General features: G+C 72.6%; 14 protein-coding genes. 5 read left to right on the top strand and 9 right to left on the bottom strand.

Annotation, left to right across the window (positions count from 1 at the left end; all coding sequences use genetic code 11):
• The 9 genes from KME80_RS51955 to KME80_RS22270 all read right to left on the bottom strand — a co-directional run bounded on the left by KME80_RS51955 (position 1) and on the right by KME80_RS22270 (position 9,109).
• Positions 1-132 carry a hypothetical protein gene (locus tag KME80_RS51955; RefSeq protein WP_281427117.1) on the bottom strand — a complete coding sequence of 44 codons (132 nt, stop codon included), beginning with the start codon at positions 130-132 and terminating at the stop codon, positions 1-3.
• A 24-nt stretch (positions 133-156) separates the two neighbouring features.
• Positions 157-1,047: a hypothetical protein gene (locus KME80_RS22305; RefSeq protein WP_219507996.1), complete on the bottom strand. Its 891-nt coding sequence runs from the start codon at positions 1,045-1,047 to the stop codon at positions 157-159.
• Between the two features lie 9 nt (positions 1,048-1,056).
• A complete protein-coding gene (locus tag KME80_RS22300) occupies positions 1,057-1,515 on the bottom strand; it encodes a hypothetical protein (protein ID WP_219507995.1) in 459 nt (152 codons plus the stop codon).
• Between the two features lie 66 nt (positions 1,516-1,581).
• A complete protein-coding gene (locus KME80_RS22295) occupies positions 1,582-1,722 on the bottom strand; it encodes a hypothetical protein (protein WP_219507994.1) in 141 nt (46 codons plus the stop codon).
• Positions 1,723-1,800: 78 nt separating this feature from the next.
• Entirely contained in the window at positions 1,801-3,261 is a 1,461-nt protein-coding gene (locus KME80_RS22290) for a serine/threonine-protein kinase (protein WP_308125881.1), read from the bottom strand.
• A gap of 166 nt (positions 3,262-3,427) precedes the next feature.
• Positions 3,428-4,873 (bottom strand): argininosuccinate synthase, encoded by a 1,446-nt coding sequence (gene argG / locus KME80_RS22285; RefSeq protein ID WP_219507992.1) that lies wholly within the window; start codon positions 4,871-4,873, stop codon positions 3,428-3,430.
• Between the two features lie 48 nt (positions 4,874-4,921).
• Positions 4,922-5,440 carry a carboxymuconolactone decarboxylase family protein gene (locus KME80_RS22280; RefSeq protein WP_219507990.1) on the bottom strand — a complete coding sequence of 173 codons (519 nt, stop codon included), beginning with the start codon at positions 5,438-5,440 and terminating at the stop codon, positions 4,922-4,924.
• A 90-nt stretch (positions 5,441-5,530) separates the two neighbouring features.
• Positions 5,531-8,623 carry an AfsR/SARP family transcriptional regulator gene (locus KME80_RS22275; RefSeq protein WP_219507988.1) on the bottom strand — a complete coding sequence of 1,031 codons (3,093 nt, stop codon included), beginning with the start codon at positions 8,621-8,623 and terminating at the stop codon, positions 5,531-5,533.
• Between the two features lie 300 nt (positions 8,624-8,923).
• On the bottom strand, positions 8,924-9,109 hold the full coding sequence (locus KME80_RS22270) for a hypothetical protein (RefSeq protein ID WP_219507985.1): 186 nt from the start codon (positions 9,107-9,109) through the stop codon (positions 8,924-8,926).
• A gap of 431 nt (positions 9,110-9,540) precedes the next feature.
• On the opposite strand from KME80_RS22270, the gene KME80_RS22265 reads away from it, so the two are divergent.
• The 5 genes from KME80_RS22265 (at position 9,541) to KME80_RS22245 (ending at position 15,988) form a co-directional block, all read left to right on the top strand.
• Positions 9,541-9,879 carry a hydroxyisourate hydrolase gene (locus KME80_RS22265; RefSeq protein WP_219507983.1) on the top strand — a complete coding sequence of 113 codons (339 nt, stop codon included), beginning with the start codon at positions 9,541-9,543 and terminating at the stop codon, positions 9,877-9,879.
• Positions 9,880-9,891: 12 nt separating this feature from the next.
• Entirely contained in the window at positions 9,892-11,637 is a 1,746-nt protein-coding gene (locus KME80_RS22260; protein ID WP_219507981.1) for a 2-isopropylmalate synthase, read from the top strand.
• Positions 11,638-11,827: 190 nt separating this feature from the next.
• Positions 11,828-14,602, top strand: coding sequence for a helix-turn-helix transcriptional regulator (locus KME80_RS22255; RefSeq protein WP_219507979.1), 2,775 nt, complete (start codon positions 11,828-11,830; stop codon positions 14,600-14,602).
• Positions 14,603-14,655: 53 nt separating this feature from the next.
• Positions 14,656-14,853, top strand: coding sequence for an acyl-CoA carboxylase epsilon subunit (locus tag KME80_RS22250; protein ID WP_219507978.1), 198 nt, complete (start codon positions 14,656-14,658; stop codon positions 14,851-14,853).
• 145 nt (positions 14,854-14,998) lie between these two features.
• The gene (locus KME80_RS22245) at positions 14,999-15,988 is read left to right on the top strand and encodes a DUF1702 family protein (RefSeq protein WP_219507976.1); all 990 of its coding nucleotides are present in this window, start codon (positions 14,999-15,001) and stop codon (positions 15,986-15,988) included.
• Positions 15,989-16,026: the final 38 nt, after the last annotated feature.

The raw sequence follows: 16,026 nt of genomic DNA, 5'->3' as shown, positions 1-16,026 counted from the left end.
TCACTCTTCGTCCGCGGGGGAGGGCGCCGCCTCCTGCGGCGGGAGCTGCTCCTGCGGCTGCTGCGCGGGCGGCACGTACGCCAGGAACGGCGGCCGCCCGTCGGCGGGCGGGGCCGCCTGGAGCACCTGCATGAGGATCTCGTTGCGGGCGCTCTCCTACGCGATGTCCTCGGGGTGGGCCAGGCGCAGCCGGTCGTAGAAGGCGAACCGGTTCATGTCGATGAGCGTGGCGATGGCCGTGCCGTACTCGGCCGCCAGCGCCACAGCCCCACGATAGGACGCGTACGCGATGCCGTACGGGACCAGCGCCAGCAGGAGCCAGGCGCCCTCCCGCCACATGAACGGGACCGTGACGACGGCGGCGAGCAGCCCGAGGACGGCCGTCCGCACGGCCAGCTCCATCTGGGTCCGCTGGTTGTTGAGGTAGGTGAGCTCCTCGGGCTGCGCGGTCATGGCCATGCGGGGAAGGGCCACCAGCGGGTCGATGCCGTACATCGAGCCCGCCCGCCGTTCGTGGCGGCGCAGCATGTTGCCGAGCCGGGTCGGCAGGATCTCCTCCGGCCGGTCCGGGTAGCCGGCTCTCAGGCGGCGCATCTCCGCGTTGAGCGCGTCGGCGCGCAGGGCCTCGACGGTCGTGTCAGGCGCGGACGGCTTGAGCTCGTCGTCCAGCCGGGCCAGGTACCAGGCGCTGGCGCCCATCCGGTCCTGGATCGTCAGGCAGCGGCGGCGATGGTGCAGGGTGCGGGACAGGGCCAGCGGTCGCAGGAGCGGGCCGTTCCAGTAGCCCTCCATGAACTGGACGAGCATGAACTGCAGCGGGTTGGCCGCCAGCGCGCCCGCCACCGTGAAGATCGTCAGCAGGACGGCGTCCGTCAGCTTGAGGCCGTCGAACACCTTCGACCAGTCGAGGCGGCCGTCCCAGGCGCCGCTTCGCATCAGCAGGTAGAGGTAGGTGGCGAACAGCGCGGACGGGATCACGCTGACCACCGTGAAGTAGCGGCCGATCCGCGTGATGCCACCGGACGCGCCCGTGATCAGGTTCGCCATCACCGACCCTCAGGAGGTTCTGAAATTCCGGTCGCAGTACACACATGTCATGACATCGCCGGTGGGCACGTTGAGCAAGCCGCATCCCGGCCAGGGGCACCTTAGCAGGGGGAAGTCGTGCCGGTTCGGGCAGTGGCACAGCCCGTCGTCCCCCAGCCTGCTGCCACCGGAGCAGCGCGGGCACGCGTGCCCCAGGATCCGGCCGTCCACGTCGCAGCGCCAGCCGTCGCGCCCGCCGTTGACCATGTAGTGGGTGTTGCGGGAGCTGAGCCGGCAGCGCGCCACCAGGAAGCGCCTGCCGCACGAGACGCAGGTGTGCCTCGGCGGCCGGGCCTGCTGCGGCGCGCCGCAGCGCCGGTGCGGGCAGCGCACGCCGCCGCCGGCCGATCCGCCCTGGCCCGGGGGCGTGATGGGCGGATGCGATTGGGTCAGCGACAGCATCACCCACAGGCGTACCGGCAGCCGCATAGGCCGATGATGAGGGATGGACCGGCTCCCGCCAAGACCGGCGCCCGGATCTTCCCGGCCGTCCTGTCAGCGGGCCGGGCTCCTGGTCCGGACCGCGGCGTCGAGGCCGGCGGCCAGGCGGGACCGGCCCGTGGCGCGCAGGGCGGCCGAGAGCGTGGCCGCGGCCCGTTCGAGGTGGCGGGGGAGCGTGAGGTGGTTCTCCAGCACCGGCAGGATGCGGCTGACCCGGTCCGCCAGCCGGTCGGCGTGGCGCGGCTCGACGTGCGGCAGGACGTCGGCGGCGGGTCAGCGCCGCTTCTCGACGGCCGCCACGACGTAGGCGGCGGCCCGGTCGAGGTCGGCGAACCCGGGGCGGGCGCCGGTGAGCTTGATGCCGACGGCGACGTTCGTCATGCGGAAGGAGACCTCCGAGGTGTACTGCTTGCGCATGAAGGAGAACGGGCTGCGCTGGGTGAAGCTGAACGCCTCGTCGCCGATGTCCGGGCCGGCGCGGACCTTGGTGCCGGGGGTGCGCCTCGGCTCCTGCTTCATGTTCTTGACCTGCAGGTCGTGGAAGTTCTCCGCGCCCCAGACGCTCGGCGTCAGGTACGCCATCACGACCATGGTGGCGTTGTCCGGGCCGGTCCAGCGGCAGTGATACTCGCTGAAGAACTGCTCCTTGGCCGGTCCGCCGAACACCTTGCGTGCCTGGGCGGCGGTCAGCAGGTCGCACGCCTCGAAGGCGTTCGTGAACAGCTTCGCCGTGCCGGAGGCGGACGGCAGCGCCGTCACGGGCGAGAACGGCCGGATCACGGGAGCGGTGTACGGGAACACCTTCGGCAGCACGACGGCCACCGCCGCGGCCGTCAGCCCGACGGCCAGCAGCGCGCCCAGCACGATCGGCGCGCGGCGGCGGCGCAGCCGGCCGGGCGCGGTGCGGTCGTCGTCCAGGACGCCGGCCTCGCGGGCGACCCCTTCCATCGCGGCCGCCGCCTGGGCGGGGGAGCAGCGGCGGGCCGGGTCCTTGTCCAGGAGGGCGGCGAGCACGGGCGCCATCGGGCCGGCCCGCCGGACCGGGGCGGGCTCCTGCGTCAGCGCCGCCGCGATCGCGGCCGCCGGGCTGGCGCGGGCGAACGGGGCGACGCCCTCCACGGCGGTGAACAGCGTCGCGCCCAGCGACCACAGGTCGGAGTGCGGGCCGTCGGGCTCGCCGCGCAGCCGCTCGGGCGCGATGTAGCCGGGCGAGCCGGACAGCATGCCGCCCTGGGTGATCGCCTCGTTCCCGGCGACGGTGGCGATGCCGAAGTCGGTCAGCAGCACCCGGCCGTCGTCGGTGAGCAGCACGTTGGCGGGCTTGACGTCGCGGTGCAGCACGCCCGAGGCGTGCGCGGCGCCGAGCGCGTCGAGCATCCGCAGGCCGATCGCGGCGACGCGGCCGGGCGGCAGCGGCCCGCGCTCGCGGACCACCTGTTCCAGGGAGCGTCCCCGGACGAACTCCATGACGATCCACGGCAGCCCGCCGTCGAGGACGACGTCGTGGACGGTGACGATCGACGGGTGGGAGCGCAGCCGGGCGGCGGCCCGCGCCTCGCGCAGCGTGCGCTCGGTCAGCTCGGCCCGCTCGCCCTCGCCGAGGCCGGGCGGCAGCCGGATCTCCTTGACGGCGACCTCCTGCTGGAGGAGCTCGTCCTCGGCCCGCCAGACGGTGCCCATGCCGCCCTGCCCGATCGGGGCAAGCAGCCGATAGCGGCCGGCGAGCGGCGTCACCACGGCCGACGCGGCCGGCCCCGGACTCCTGCGCTCGCGCTCGCCCCTGCCATCCGTGCCTCCAGCCGATCTCTGGCTCCTGCGGACAGGCACGATATTAGGGGCGAGCGGGACAGATGCGCGGGCTTTCGATCAATCGGACCCGACACCCGGTCAGACGGGGTTGTCAGTCGGTGCCGAACTCCATCGCGGCGTTGTCGAGCAGCTCGTCGTCGGGCACCTCGCCGCGGGAGGCGATCACTTCGGCGCCGCCCTCGGGCATCTCGCCGATCAGCTCGGTCGGGGCCGGCTGCGCGGCGCCGATCAGCGCCTGCTGCGGGCTGCCGACCATGCCGAGCCCGGCGTACTGCTCCAGCTTGGCGCGGGAGTCGGCGATGTCGAGGTTGCGCATGGTGAGCTGGCCGATGCGGTCGGACGGGCCGAACGCGGAGTCCTCGGTGCGCTCCATCGACAGCTTGTCGGGATGGTAGCTGAACGCCGGGCCGGACGTGTCGAGGATCGAGTAGTCCTCGCCGCGCCGCAGCCGCAGCGTCACCTCGCCGGTGACGGCCGTGCCGACCCACCGCTGCAGCGACTCGCGCAGCATCAGCGCCTGCGGGTCGAGCCAGCGGCCCTCGTACAGGAGCCTGCCCAGGCGGCGGCCCTCGTTGTGGTAGCTGGCGAGGGTGTCCTCGTTGTGGATGGCGTTGACCAGGCGCTCGTAGCAGATGTGCAGCAGCGCCATGCCCGGCGCCTCGTAGACGCCGCGGCTCTTGGCCTCGATGATCCGGTTCTCGATCTGGTCGGACATGCCGATGCCGTGGCGGCCGCCGATGGCGTTGGCCTCCAGCACCAGGTCGACGGCGGTGGGGAACTCCTTGCCGTTGATCGTCACCGGGCGGCCGCGGTCGAAGCCGATCGTGACGTCCTCGGTGGCGATCTCGACGTCCGGGTCCCAGAACCGCACGCCCATGATCGGGTCGACCAGCTCGATGCCGGCGTCGAGGTGCTCCAGCGCCTTGGCCTCGTGGGTGGCGCCCCAGATGTTGGCGTCGGTGGAGTAGGCCTTCTCGGAGCTGTCACGGTAGGGCAGGCCGTGCGCGAGCAGCCACTCCGACATCTCCTTGCGGCCGCCGAGCTCGCTGACGAAGTCGGCGTCGAGCCACGGCTTGTAGATGCGCAGGGCCGGGTTGGCGAGCAGGCCGTAGCGGTAGAACCGCTCGATGTCGTTGCCCTTGAAGGTGGAGCCGTCTCCCCAGATCTGCACGCCGTCCTCCAGCATGGCGCGCACCAGCAGGGTGCCGGTGACGGCCCGCCCGAGCGGGGTGGTGTTGAAGTAGGCGCGCCCGCCGGAGCGGATGTGGAACGCGCCGCAGGTCAGCGCGGCGAGCCCCTCTTCCACGAGGGCGGCGCGGCCGTCGACGAGCCGGGTGACCTCCGCGCCGTAGGCCGTCGCGCGGCCGGGCACCGAGGCGATGTCGGGCTCGTCGTACTGGCCGATGTCGGCGGTGTACGTGCAGGGGACGGCGCCCTTCTCGCGCATCCACGCGACCGCTACGGACGTGTCGAGGCCGCCGGAGAAGGCGATCCCGACACGTTCACCGACAGGCAGGGAGGTGAGTACCTTGGACACGAGGTGAAGTATATACATACTTCTGCATGACCATGCAATGCGCCTCCCCTATGTGGCCGGCTCCAGCCCCGTGAGCAGGTTGAACGTGCCCGTGAGCTGGTTGAGTGCGACCAGGGCCGGCAGCTCGGCGATGATCCGGTCGCTCCAGCCGTGCGCCCGCAGCCCGGCCACGTCGGCGTCGGTGATCGACGAGGGCTCGGCCAGCAGGCGGACCGCGAGCTCGATCAGCGCCGTCTCGCGGGCGTCGGTGGAGGCGCCCTGACGGGCCAGCGCGATGTCGCTCTCGCTCAGTCCGGCCGCCCGCGCCGCCTCCGCGTGCGCCTGGAGGCAGTACGCGCAGCCGATCCACTCCTGGACGGCCAGTGAGACCTTCTCGCTGAGCGCGCGGGGCAGCTTCACGCGCTTCATGGCCCGCGAGAAGTCCAGGTAGCCCTGGAGCGCGGCGGGGGAGTGGGCCATGGTGGCGACCATGTCGCCCACGCCGCCTCTCCTGCTGACGATGTCCTCGAGCAGTTCCCGGGACTTGCCGGGGGCCTCGGCGGGCTCCAGGGGGGTCAGGCGTCGCATGCGTCCTCCTCGATCTCGATACCGTACCCCCCTAAGGTATATGACGGGTCGGAAAATTCCCGCCGGACAGGCCCGGCGGGAATGGGCCGGTCAGGGCAGCGGCTCGCTCATCGGGTCGGTGTAGGGCGAGCGGGGTTCGAAGGCCGCCGACGCCAGCGGGTCGCGCAGCGACTCGCCCGCCCGGTCGCCGACCTGATCCATCAGCTCGCGCACCCGCGCCTGCGCGGTCGCCGCCGCATCCGCGTCGACGACCTTGCTCAGCATGAGCAGCGTGCGCGCCTCCAGCAGCGGCGTGCGCATCTGGCGGAACAGTGCCGCCGCCCGTTGCAGGCAGCCGGCCGCGTCGGCCTGGTCGCCCGCCGCCAGCGCCAGCTCGCCGAGGCCGCCCAGCGCGTGCGCCTCCGCGAGGCGGTGGCGGGAACTGCTGGCCACCGTGAGCGCCTTGCGCAGCAGCGGCTCGGCCTCTTGCAGCTTGCCCTGCCGCAGCCGGGCCACGCCCAGCCCGTGCAGGGCGAACGCCTCCCCGATGGTGTCGCCGATCTCCTGCACGACCGCCAGCGACTCCTCGAACGCCCCCGCCGCGATGGCCACCTCGCGCGCCCGCAGGTGCACGTGGCCCATCCGGTGCAGCACCTGGGCGGTCACCCGGCGGTTGCCGCCGCCCTTGCTGCGCACCAGGGCCTCGGCCAGCAGCATCTTGGCCCCGTCGATGTCGTCGCAGTCGGCCTTGATCTGCGCCAGGTTGTGCAGCGTGTGCGCGGCGCCGATCTGGTCGCCGATGGCCGAGAACATCCGCAGGGCGTGCTGGAGGTGGCCCATCGCCGCCTCCATGCGGCCGTTCATCCGCTCCAGCACGGCGATGTTGCGGGTCGTCTTGGCGATCTGCAGCTCCGCCCCGACCTCCTCGAACAGCGTCAGCGCCGCCTCGAAGTCGCGCGCGGCGTCGTCGAAGCGCTGCTCGGTCAGCGACAGCGAGCCCCTGGCGTACAGCATCTCGGCCTGGCCGCGCCGGTCGCCTCCCGCACGGGCCGCCTCCAGGGCGATCTCGTGCGTCTCGCGCCAGTCGTCCAGGTAGACGCGCAGCTCGAAGAAGGTCTCGGCGTTCATCGCCAGCCGCCAGCACAGCTCCACCAGCCCGGCCTGGGCCGCCTGCCTGATGCCGGCGAGCAGCACGTGACGTTCGCGCTCGAACCAGGCGATCGGCTTGGCGACCAGCCGTTCGATCAGCTCCTCCGGCAGCGGCGAGGGGATCTCGTGCGCCGGGTGCGGGCCGGGCGAGGGGCCGTACTCGCGGCGGCGGGCCGCCTGCGTCAGGTGGAGCAGCGCGCTGAGCACCCGGGCCAGCGCCTCCGAGCGCATGTCCGGCGTCTCCTCGGCGGCCAGCCGCTCGCGCGCGTAGACGCGGATGAGGTCGTGGAAGCGGTACTGCACGCCGACGTGCCGCCCGGTGCCCAGCACCTCGACGAGCTGGGCGTCGGCCAGGTCGTCGAGCAGGTCCTGCACGTCGGCGAGCGGCTGGTCGAGCAGCGCGGCCCCGGTCCAGGCGGAGAAGACGTGCGCGTCGAGGATCGCCAGCCGCCGGAACAGGCGGCGCGCCTGCTCGCTGATGCCCTCGTAGGTCAGCGACAGGCTGGCCCGGATGCCCATGTCGCCGTGCATGAGCTCGTCCAGCCTGCGGGCCTCGTCCCGCAGCCGTTCCACCAGCTGCTCGACACCCCAGTACGGGCGCGCGGCCATGCGGGCGCCGGCGATGCGCAGCGCGAGCGGCAGGTAGCCGCACAGCTCGGCCAGCGCGGCGGCGGCCTCGGGCTCGGCCCACACCCGGTCGGCCCCGGCGATCCTGGACAGCATGTCGACCGACTGGGCGGCGTCGAACAGGCTGACGTCCACCTGGGTCGCCCCGGCCAGCGCGCCGAGCCGGCTGCGGCTGGTGACGATGACGGCCGAGGCGGGGTTGCCCGGCAGCAGCGGCAGCACCTGGCTCTCGGAGGCGGCGTCGTCGAGCACGATGAGCATGCGCCGGTCGGCCAGGAGCATGCGGTACATCTCGGCCCGCTCCTCCAGCGTCTCCGGCAGCGCGGTGCCCGACACGCCGAGCGCGCGCAGGAAGCGTTCGAGCACCTGCATGGGGCTGGCCGGGCGGGAGACGCCGCCGTGCAGGTCGGCGTAGAGCTGGCCGTCGGGGAAGTGCTCGGCCACGCTGTGCGCGGTGTGCACGGCGACCGTGGTCTTGCCGATCCCGGCCCGGCCGGCGATGGCGACGATGGGCACGGCAAAGCGGGCCGCGCCGTCGGGCGGCTCCGTCAGCCTCTTCTTGATCTCGTCGAGCTGGCTCTGGCGCCCGATGAAGTCCGCGATGCCGGCGGGCAGCATGCCCGGCACGGAGGAGGGGCCGGGACGCGGCTCGACGGTGACGAGCGTGGGCGGCGCGGGCGCTTCGAGGCTTTCGTCGGCTGTGAGGATGGCCGATTCGAGCTGTTGTAATCGCTCGTTGGGCTCGATCCCCAGCTCCTCGATCATCATGCGGCGGGCGTCGCGGTAGACCTGGAGCGACTCAGCCTGCCGTCCCGACCGATAGAGGGCGGTCATGAGCTGGGCGATGAAGCGCTCGCGCAACGGGTGGACGCTGACCAGGCCGGTGAGCTCGCCGACCAGCTCGTGGTGGCGGCCGAGCTCCAGCTCCAGCTGGATGCAGTCCTCGTTGGCGGTGATGCGCTGCTCGGTGAGCTGACCGGCGATGGCCTGCAGCAGCCGGCTCTCGATGCCGTCGAGCGCGGGGCCGCGCCACAGCCCGAGCGCCTCGCGGTAGTGGCGGATGGCCTCTTCGGGGTTGCGATCGTCGCGGAGCTTGCGCGCCCTGGCCACCAGGGTCTCGAAGACGCGGGCGTCGATCTCGCCGGGCTCGGCCAGGAGCGCGTATCCCTGCGGCTTGGTCACGATCATGTCGGGCCGGCCGTGCGCGGCGAACACGCGGCGCAGGGCCGAGATGCAGATCTGCACCTGGGCGCGGGAGGTCGCGGGCGGCTCGTCGTCGTAGATGGCTTCCATCAGCCGGGTCATGGCGACGGGCCGATCTGCGTTCAGAAGCAGCGCGGCCAGGATGATTTGCTGGCGCGTGCCGCCCAGTTCGAGATTTCTCCCGTCGGCGGTGGCTTCGAGTGCCCCCAGTAGTCGAAACTCCACGCACATCTCCTTGATGAAGCCGCCGCCCTCTTCGGCAACCGTCCAGGCCCCCCGGCCGGACAAGGTGCAGGGCGGAATTTGGCTGACACCATATTTGAGATTATGGCCCCAAGGTTGCCTGGTGGGGTGCTGGCTATATTACAAGATCGGCAGGCATTTATCGCGATGGTCGCGTCTGTGAAGTTCGGCCGATTTGTGCGTTACACTACAGTGCTGGGCCACTTGTGGCCACAGGGTAATCCCCATTAAACCGCGAAACGGCCGAGACCCTGAGGTCGTCGGCCGCTCGCTCCGGGATGCTCAGCCCCAGGGGTCGCCGGGGCCGTCGGCCGCGATGCCCCAGGGGTCGCCGGGACCGTTGGACACGATGCCCCACGGGTCGCCGGGGCCCTGCTCGGTGGCGGACGCGGCCGCCGCGTATGCCGGCACGGTCGAACCCAGGGCCAGGAAAGCGGCTGCGGCCGCCGCGAGAACGATGATCGACATGCGGATCCTGGCGGCGCTTGTGGCGATGGTCCGGCCCATGGTGCGTACCTCCGTCTGGATGTCGCGGCGCTCTCCCCGCCGCTCGGCCCAAACGCTCGCACCGGCCACCATCGACCCCATATCGGCGCGCTTCCGGCGCGCCATTCGAGCAGGTCGACGGCCATTCCCCGGAGCGCTTCCGCGGAAAACCCCGCAATCGGCGATAAGGCGTTCGCCGGCCCGCCGCGGGCCCCGATAAGTGCCCGATAGCGCGGCGGGGATCCGGCGATAGCGCGACGAAGGCGCGGCGATAGCGGCCGCCGCAACCCTTGTCGCGAGCCCGGGTGGCGCGAGCACGCGGCGGGTCACTCGGGTGGCCAACAGGCCCGGGGGGCGACCACCTGGGCGCGGACGAACCGCGGCAGACGGAACTCCTGAACAGGTGGCGTTTGATGGGGATTGACGTGCAGGCGCTGGACAGCGTCTACGGGCGGCCGGCCGCCAGCGTGGACGTGCGTCTGGACCGCGCCGACAACGGTCACTGGGTGATCGACGCCCAGTCGGTGACCGATCACGAAGGGCGCGTCAAGGAGTGGCGGGAGCACCGGCTCGACCGCGGCCTGTACAGAATCGTCTTCGGAAGTGATCGCTACTTCGTGAGCCTCGGGCTCACCGCCGCTTATCCGGAGATCGTCGTCGTGTTCCGCATGACGGACGAGGCGTGCACCTATCAAATTAACGTTCTGCTCTCGCCGCACTCTTATTCCGCCTATTTCGGCTCGTTCAACTGAGTAGGGCGCGCGATGAACACCAATCGGTATGACGCATTTCCGCTGATCCCGCTCCACGACCGGACGTGGCCCACGGCCGCGATCACCGCCGCGCCGCGCTGGCTGTCGACAGACCTGCGCGACGGCAACCAGGCGCTCGCCAGGCCGATGGGCCCCGAGCGCAAGCTGGCCATGTTCGAGCTCCTGGTGAGCATGGGCTACCGGGAGATCGAGGTCGGCTTCCCGTCGGCAAGCCAGGACGACCACGACTTCGTCCGCCTCCTCGTCGAGGAGGACCGCATCCCCGACGACGTGCGCATCACCGCGTTCGTGCCCGCCCGCGAGGACCTGGTGGAGCGGACCGTGGAGAGCCTGCGCGGGGCCGCCAGGGCGACCCTGCACCTCTACAACGCCACCTCGCCGGCCATCCGGAACCTGGTGTTCGGCATGGACCGCGAGCAGTGCCGCGAGCTGGCCGTGCACGGCACCCGCCTGGTCATGGCCTACGCCGACAAGCTCATCCCCGGCTGCGACCTGGCCTTCCAGTACTCGCCCGAGCACTTCAACGACACCGAGCCGGACTTCTCCCTGGAGGTCTGCGAGGCGGTCATGGACGTGTGGGAGCCCGGCCCGGACCGGCCGATCATCCTCAACTTCCCCACGACCGTCGAGCGCTCGACCCCGAACGTCTTCGCCGACCAGATCGAGTGGATGCACCGCAACCTGTCCAGGCGCGAGCACATCTGCCTGTCGGTGCACACCCACAACGACCGCGGCACCGGCGTGGCGGCGGCCGAGCTGGCCCTGATGGCGGGGGCCGAGCGGATCGAGGGCTGCCTGTTCGGCAACGGCGAGCGGGCCGGCAACGTGTGCCTGGTGACGCTCGGCATGAACCTCTACACCCAGGGCATCGACCCCGGCATCGACTTCTCCGACCTGGACCGGGTCCGCCGGGTCGTGGAGAGCTGCACCGGCATCCCGGTGCCCGCGCGGCACCCGTACGGCGGTGACCTGGTCTACACGGCGTTCTCCGGCGCCCACCAGGACGCGATCAAGAAGGGGTTCGACGCGCTGGAACGGGAGTCGGCGCGGACCGGGCTCGCGCCGTCGGAGCTGCCGTGGAGCATGCCGTACCTGCCGGTCGACCCCAGGGACGTGGGCCGGACGTACGAGGCCGTCGTGCGCATCAACAGCCAGTCGGGCAAGGGCGGGCTGGCCTACGTGATGAGCGCCAGGCACGGGCTCACGCTGCCCAGGCCGCTGCAGATCGACTTCGCGCAGGTCGTGCAGGCGCTGGCGGAGGCCGAGGGCGGCGAGATCCCGCCCGAGCGCGTCCGGGAGGTCTTCGAGGCCACGTACGCGGTCGCGCAGGCGCCTCCGGCGGTGGAGGGCGCCACGGTCGAGCTCTACCTCGACGGCCCCGCGTACGGCGGTGCGGCCTGGGCCGGGACGCTCCGCACGCTGCGCGCGGCCCTGGCCGACAAGGGCTTCGACGTGCGCGCCGTCCACCACATGGGCGGCCCGGCGGGCGAGCGCGAGGAGGTGGCCGTCTACGCGCGGTTCGGCGACGGCGACCGGGCGGTGTGGGGCGCCGGCATCCGCGGCGACGTCGAGGCGGCCGTGCTCGCCGCCGTCGGGTCGGCCGTGGCGCGGTCCTGGCCCGCCGTGCCCGCGCCGGCCGTGCCCGCGCCGCCCGCTCCGCGCCCCCCGGCGGACCCCGAATGCCGACGTCAGCGGCCCGTTCCGGCCCGGGCACGGCGGTTGATAGCCGGACGATAAGGAAGCGATGGGCCCCCGGCATAGCGTTCGGACCAGGCAGCGAATCCGAGGTGAGGATCATGAGGCGCACCCAGGTGCGGAAGCGCAGGCCGCGCACCCGTGACGACGGCCACCGCTACTGGCTCGACCTGCGGACACCGTCAGGACGGGTCCTGCCGATCTGACCGCGGCGATTCGAGGGGAGACGGCCATGGGACTGATCGAACGACACGAGGAGCTGGCTGCTCTGGAGTCGCTCCTCGCCAACGCGGTGCTGAGCCGGGGCCGGATCGCCCTGGTCAGCGGCCCCGTCGCGACAGGCAAGAGCACGCTGCTGCGCTCCCTGGCCGAGCAGGCCATCGAGCTCGGCGCGCTGGCCGTCTCGGCGACCGGCTCGCTCATGGAGCGCGACCTGCCGCTCGGCGTGCTGCGCCAGCTCATCCAGGACGCGCCCCTCCCCGAGGCCGACCACGCCCGCGCGATGGCCCTCATCGAGGAGGGCAGCCGGGCCGCGACCGTGGCCGGGCCCGAGGCCGACCAGCTCGTCGACGCCCAGGTGGTGCACGCGCTCTGCACGGTCCTGCTGGACCTGTCGGAGCGGTGCCCGCTGGTGATCGCCGTCGACGACGTGCACCACGCCGACCGCACCTCGCTGCTCTGCCTGGCCTACCTCGCCAGGCGGGCCAGGAGCGCCAGGATCGTGGCCGTGTTCGCGCACTCGGACCGGATGCGCTGCGCCGACGCGTACTTCGAGACCGACCTGCTGCGCCAGCCGCACTGCCGCAGGCTCCAGCTCTCGCCGCTGTCGCGCGAGGGCGTCGAGGAGCTGATGGCGGCCGAGCTCGGCACGGAGGCGACCGAGCGCTTCGCCAAGGAGTGGTACACGCTCAGCGGCGGCAACCCGCTGCTGGCCGGCGCGCTGGCCGAGGACTACCGCGAGTACCTGCGCTCGGTGGGCGAGCCGCCTCCGGAGCCGGTCGTGGGCGATCAGTTCGGCCAGGCGGTGCTGTCGTGCCTGCAGCGCGGGCACCCGCAGACGATGCGGGTGGCGCGCGGGCTCGCCGTGCTGGGCGAGACCGACGGGCTCGACCGGCTGCTCGGCATCGCGCCGATCGACATCAGCAGGGAGCTGCTCTCGCTCGGCGCGGCCGGGCTGGTCTCCGGCCGCGACTTCCGCCACCAGTCGGTCTGCCGCGCCGTCCTGGCGGGCATCGACCAGCAGGAGCGCATGGACCTGCACCGACGGGCCGCCGAGGTGGCGCACGACGCGGGCATGACGCCCTGCGTGGTCGCCGACCACCTGCTGCAGGCGGCCCGGGTGGAGGCGCCCTGGGTGCTGCCCACGCTGGAGGAGGCCGCCAGGAACGCGCTGCGCGCCGGCCAGGTCGAGTCGGCCGTCGCCTACCTGCGGCTGGCCTGGCGCGAGTGCGACGACGAGCAGCGCCGGTTGAAGATCATGACGATGCTGGTGCGGGCCGAGTGGCGGATCAACCCGGCCGCGCCCGCCGGTCACCTGGCCGAGCTGGCCGAGGCGGTCAACCGGGGCAGCCTGCGCGGCGGCGACGTGGTCGTGCTGGCCCGCGCGCTGCTGTGGCACGGCCGCTTCGACGACGCCCGCGACGTGCTGGAGCAGCTCGGCGAGGAGGGCGACGCCGCCGACCACGAGACGATGGCCGAGATGGTCGTCGCCCAGCTCTGGCTGCGCGTCACCCACCCGCCGCTGCTGACCGGCCTGCCGCGCCCGGCGGGCCGCCGCGCGCTGGCGGGCCTGGTGTCGGTGGCCGTCAACCGGCGGGTGGAGGCCACGCTGGCGCTCGCCGAGGTGCTCACGCGGGGCCCCCGCGAGGAGAGCATGAACGCGGTGGAGCGCATCCTGGAGGACTCCCACCTCGACGAGATGTCGATGGACACCGTGGAGAACGCGCTGCTCGCCCTCACCTACGCGGGCCGCTGCGACCGCGCGGTGCCGTGGTGCGAGCGGTTCAGCGCCGAGGCGATGTCCAGGCAGGCGCCCAGCCGCCAGGCCAGGCTCGCAGCGATCCGCGCCGAGATCGCGATCCGGCAGGGCGACATGCCCGCCGCCGCGCACCACGCCCGCATCGCGCTCGACACCATCCCGATGAGCAGCTGGGGCGTCGCCATCGGCGGGCCGCTGAGCAGCCTGATCATCGCGCTGACGGCGATGGGCAGGTACGACGCGGTCCGCGAGTACCTGGACCGGCCGGTGCCCGAGACGATGTTCCAGACCCGCTACGGCCTGCACTACCTGTACGCGCGCGGGCGCTACAGCCTGGCCAACGAGTACTTCGCGCTGGCGCTGCGCGACTTCCAGCGCTGCGGCGAGCTCATGGTCACCTGGAACCTGGACACGCCGGGCCTGATCCCGTGGCGTGCCGACGCGGGGGAGGCGTGCCTGCGGATGGGGCACGTCGAGGAGGCCAGGGAGCTCATCGAGACCCAGCTGAGCATGTGCGGCGCCGAGCTGCGCCGGGGCCGGGGGATCGCGCTGCGGTTGCAGGCGGCCGTCTCCGAGCCGGCCCGCCGTCCGGCCCTGCTGCGGCAGGCGACCGAGTACCTGCAGATGGCCGGCGACCGCTACGAGCTGACCCGGGCGCTGTTCGACCTGGTGGAGGCGTACGACTCGCTGGGCGAGTACCGGCGCGCCCGGACGATCGCGGGCCGGGCGCAGGCGGCGGCGCGCGAGTGCCGGGCCGAGCCGATGATCGACGCGCTGAGCCGCGCCGACGACCCGAGCGTGGTGCCGGCGCCGCTGCCGAGCGAGCTGATCGGCGTGCTGAGCGACGCCGAGCGGCGGGTGGCCGCGCTGGCCGCGGCCGGCTACGCCAACCGGGAGATCGCGGCGCGCCTCTACATCACGCTCAGCACGGTCGAGCAGCACCTCACCCGCACCTACCGCAAGCTGAACATCAGGAGGAGGGTGGACCTTCCGCTGGTCGTCGAGTTCGACAGCCAGGTGGAGCACTGACGGAGTTGCGCGCGCCCGCCGCCCGGCCACACGGTCGGAGGCGGAGGTGCGTGATGGAGCCGATCGCCGAACTGATCACCGTCCGGGGGAACGCGACCCCGGAGGAGCTGGAGGCCGTCGTCCTGGCCGTCACCCGGCTGGTGGCGCGGGCCAGGGCCAGGTCCGAGGAGGAACGGGCCTGGTCGGACCCGGCCGCGCTGGTGCGCCGGCCGGTCGCGGGGAGCTGGCGGCTCAGCGGCTGGGCCGGCTGACCTCTCCCATCCGCATTCGTGCTATTCGTGGCGATTTGGGCTACCACCGCAATCTGCGAAAAGCCCCCTCCCGCCGCCGAACGCATCCTGTTGAGGTGCCCGGCCCTACGGCCGGTCGAGTCGGTAGGCGAGGAGAGGTTCCACGATGTCGACATTTTTCGGTTCGCTCCGCAGGCTCGTGCTCGCCCCGTCCCTGGCCGAGGTGACGTTCGCCGGACGCGGCTTCCCCGGCCCGCCCACCGCCGACACCGAGCGGCTGGAGGCGATCCCGCAGGCCGTCGTCTGCGGCTTCGAATGGGGCATCGACGCGCGTGACCAGTGGGAGGTGCAGCGCAGGCTCGACCTGGTCGCCGCCGACCACCGCGGCTTCGCCTACGAGGGCGCGACCATGGCCTTCACCGTGCTCGACGCCATGGGCGGCGGGCGGCGGCAGCGCACCCGGGACCTGCTGCTCGGCCCGGGGCAGCCGCACATCTTCCTCGCCTACATCGGCATCGGCTTCGCCATGGCCCGGCTGCCCAGGCCGCTGTGGAAGAAGGTGCTGCCCGACCTTTCCGGCTCGCCCTACCACCCGGTGATGAGTTGGCTCGCGGTCGACGGCTACGGCTTCGACCTGGCTTACTTCCACACCCGGCGGTACGTCGACGAGCAGCGGGTGCCCGCCCCGTACCCGTGGCGCGGCGAGCCCGGCTACTTCCCCCGGGCGGTCGACCAGGGCGTGGGCCGCGCCCTGTGGTTCATCCACGGCGGGCGGGCGCCCGACGTCGCCGCCGCCGTGCGGCGCTTCGCCACCGCCCGGCAGGCCGACCTGTGGAGCGGCGTCGGCCTGGCCGCCACGTTCGCGGGCGGCAGTGCGGGCGGCGCGCTGGCCGCGCTGCGCGAGGAGGCCGGCGAGCACCGCGACGAGCTCGCCCAGGGCTCGGTGTTCGCGCTCAAGGCCCGCCACTACTCCGGCCACGTCCCCGCGCACAGCGAGGCCGCCGGGAACGTGCTCACCGGCCTGTCCGTCGACGCCGCCGTCGCGCTCGCCGACGACACCGCGGTCGGGCCCGGCCGTCCCGGCGGCGTCCCGGATTACGAGCAGTGGCGCCGCAACGTACGCGCGCATTTCGCGGTTGAAAACGCCGCACGATGATCCCGCATTAACGCGGTAAGCACGACCGGAGTTGCCCG

It is taken from the genome of Nonomuraea ceibae, assembly GCF_019396325.1.
GTDB classification, from domain to species: domain Bacteria; phylum Actinomycetota; class Actinomycetes; order Streptosporangiales; family Streptosporangiaceae; genus Nonomuraea; species Nonomuraea ceibae.
Note: the sequence above shows the minus strand (reverse complement) of the source record. Positions and strands in the feature narration are given on the sequence as shown.

Excerpts from the sequence above, each read along its gene's own strand:
- KME80_RS51955 (WP_281427117.1), bottom strand. The coding sequence starts at position 132 with ATGCAGGTGCTCCAGGCGGCCCCGCCCGCCGACGGGCGGCCGCCGTTC.
- KME80_RS22305 (WP_219507996.1), bottom strand. The coding sequence starts at position 1,047 with ATGGCGAACCTGATCACGGGCGCGTCCGGTGGCATCACGCGGATCGGC.
- KME80_RS22300 (WP_219507995.1), bottom strand. The coding sequence starts at position 1,515 with ATGCGGCTGCCGGTACGCCTGTGGGTGATGCTGTCGCTGACCCAATCG.
- KME80_RS22280 (WP_219507990.1), bottom strand. The coding sequence starts at position 5,440 with ATGCGACGCCTGACCCCCCTGGAGCCCGCCGAGGCCCCCGGCAAGTCC.
- KME80_RS22270 (WP_219507985.1), bottom strand. The coding sequence starts at position 9,109 with ATGTCGATCATCGTTCTCGCGGCGGCCGCAGCCGCTTTCCTGGCCCTG.
- KME80_RS22265 (WP_219507983.1), top strand. The coding sequence starts at position 9,541 with ATGGGGATTGACGTGCAGGCGCTGGACAGCGTCTACGGGCGGCCGGCC.
- KME80_RS22260 (WP_219507981.1), top strand. The coding sequence starts at position 9,892 with ATGAACACCAATCGGTATGACGCATTTCCGCTGATCCCGCTCCACGAC.
- KME80_RS22255 (WP_219507979.1), top strand. The coding sequence starts at position 11,828 with ATGGGACTGATCGAACGACACGAGGAGCTGGCTGCTCTGGAGTCGCTC.
- KME80_RS22250 (WP_219507978.1), top strand. The coding sequence starts at position 14,656 with ATGGAGCCGATCGCCGAACTGATCACCGTCCGGGGGAACGCGACCCCG.
- KME80_RS22245 (WP_219507976.1), top strand. The coding sequence starts at position 14,999 with ATGTCGACATTTTTCGGTTCGCTCCGCAGGCTCGTGCTCGCCCCGTCC.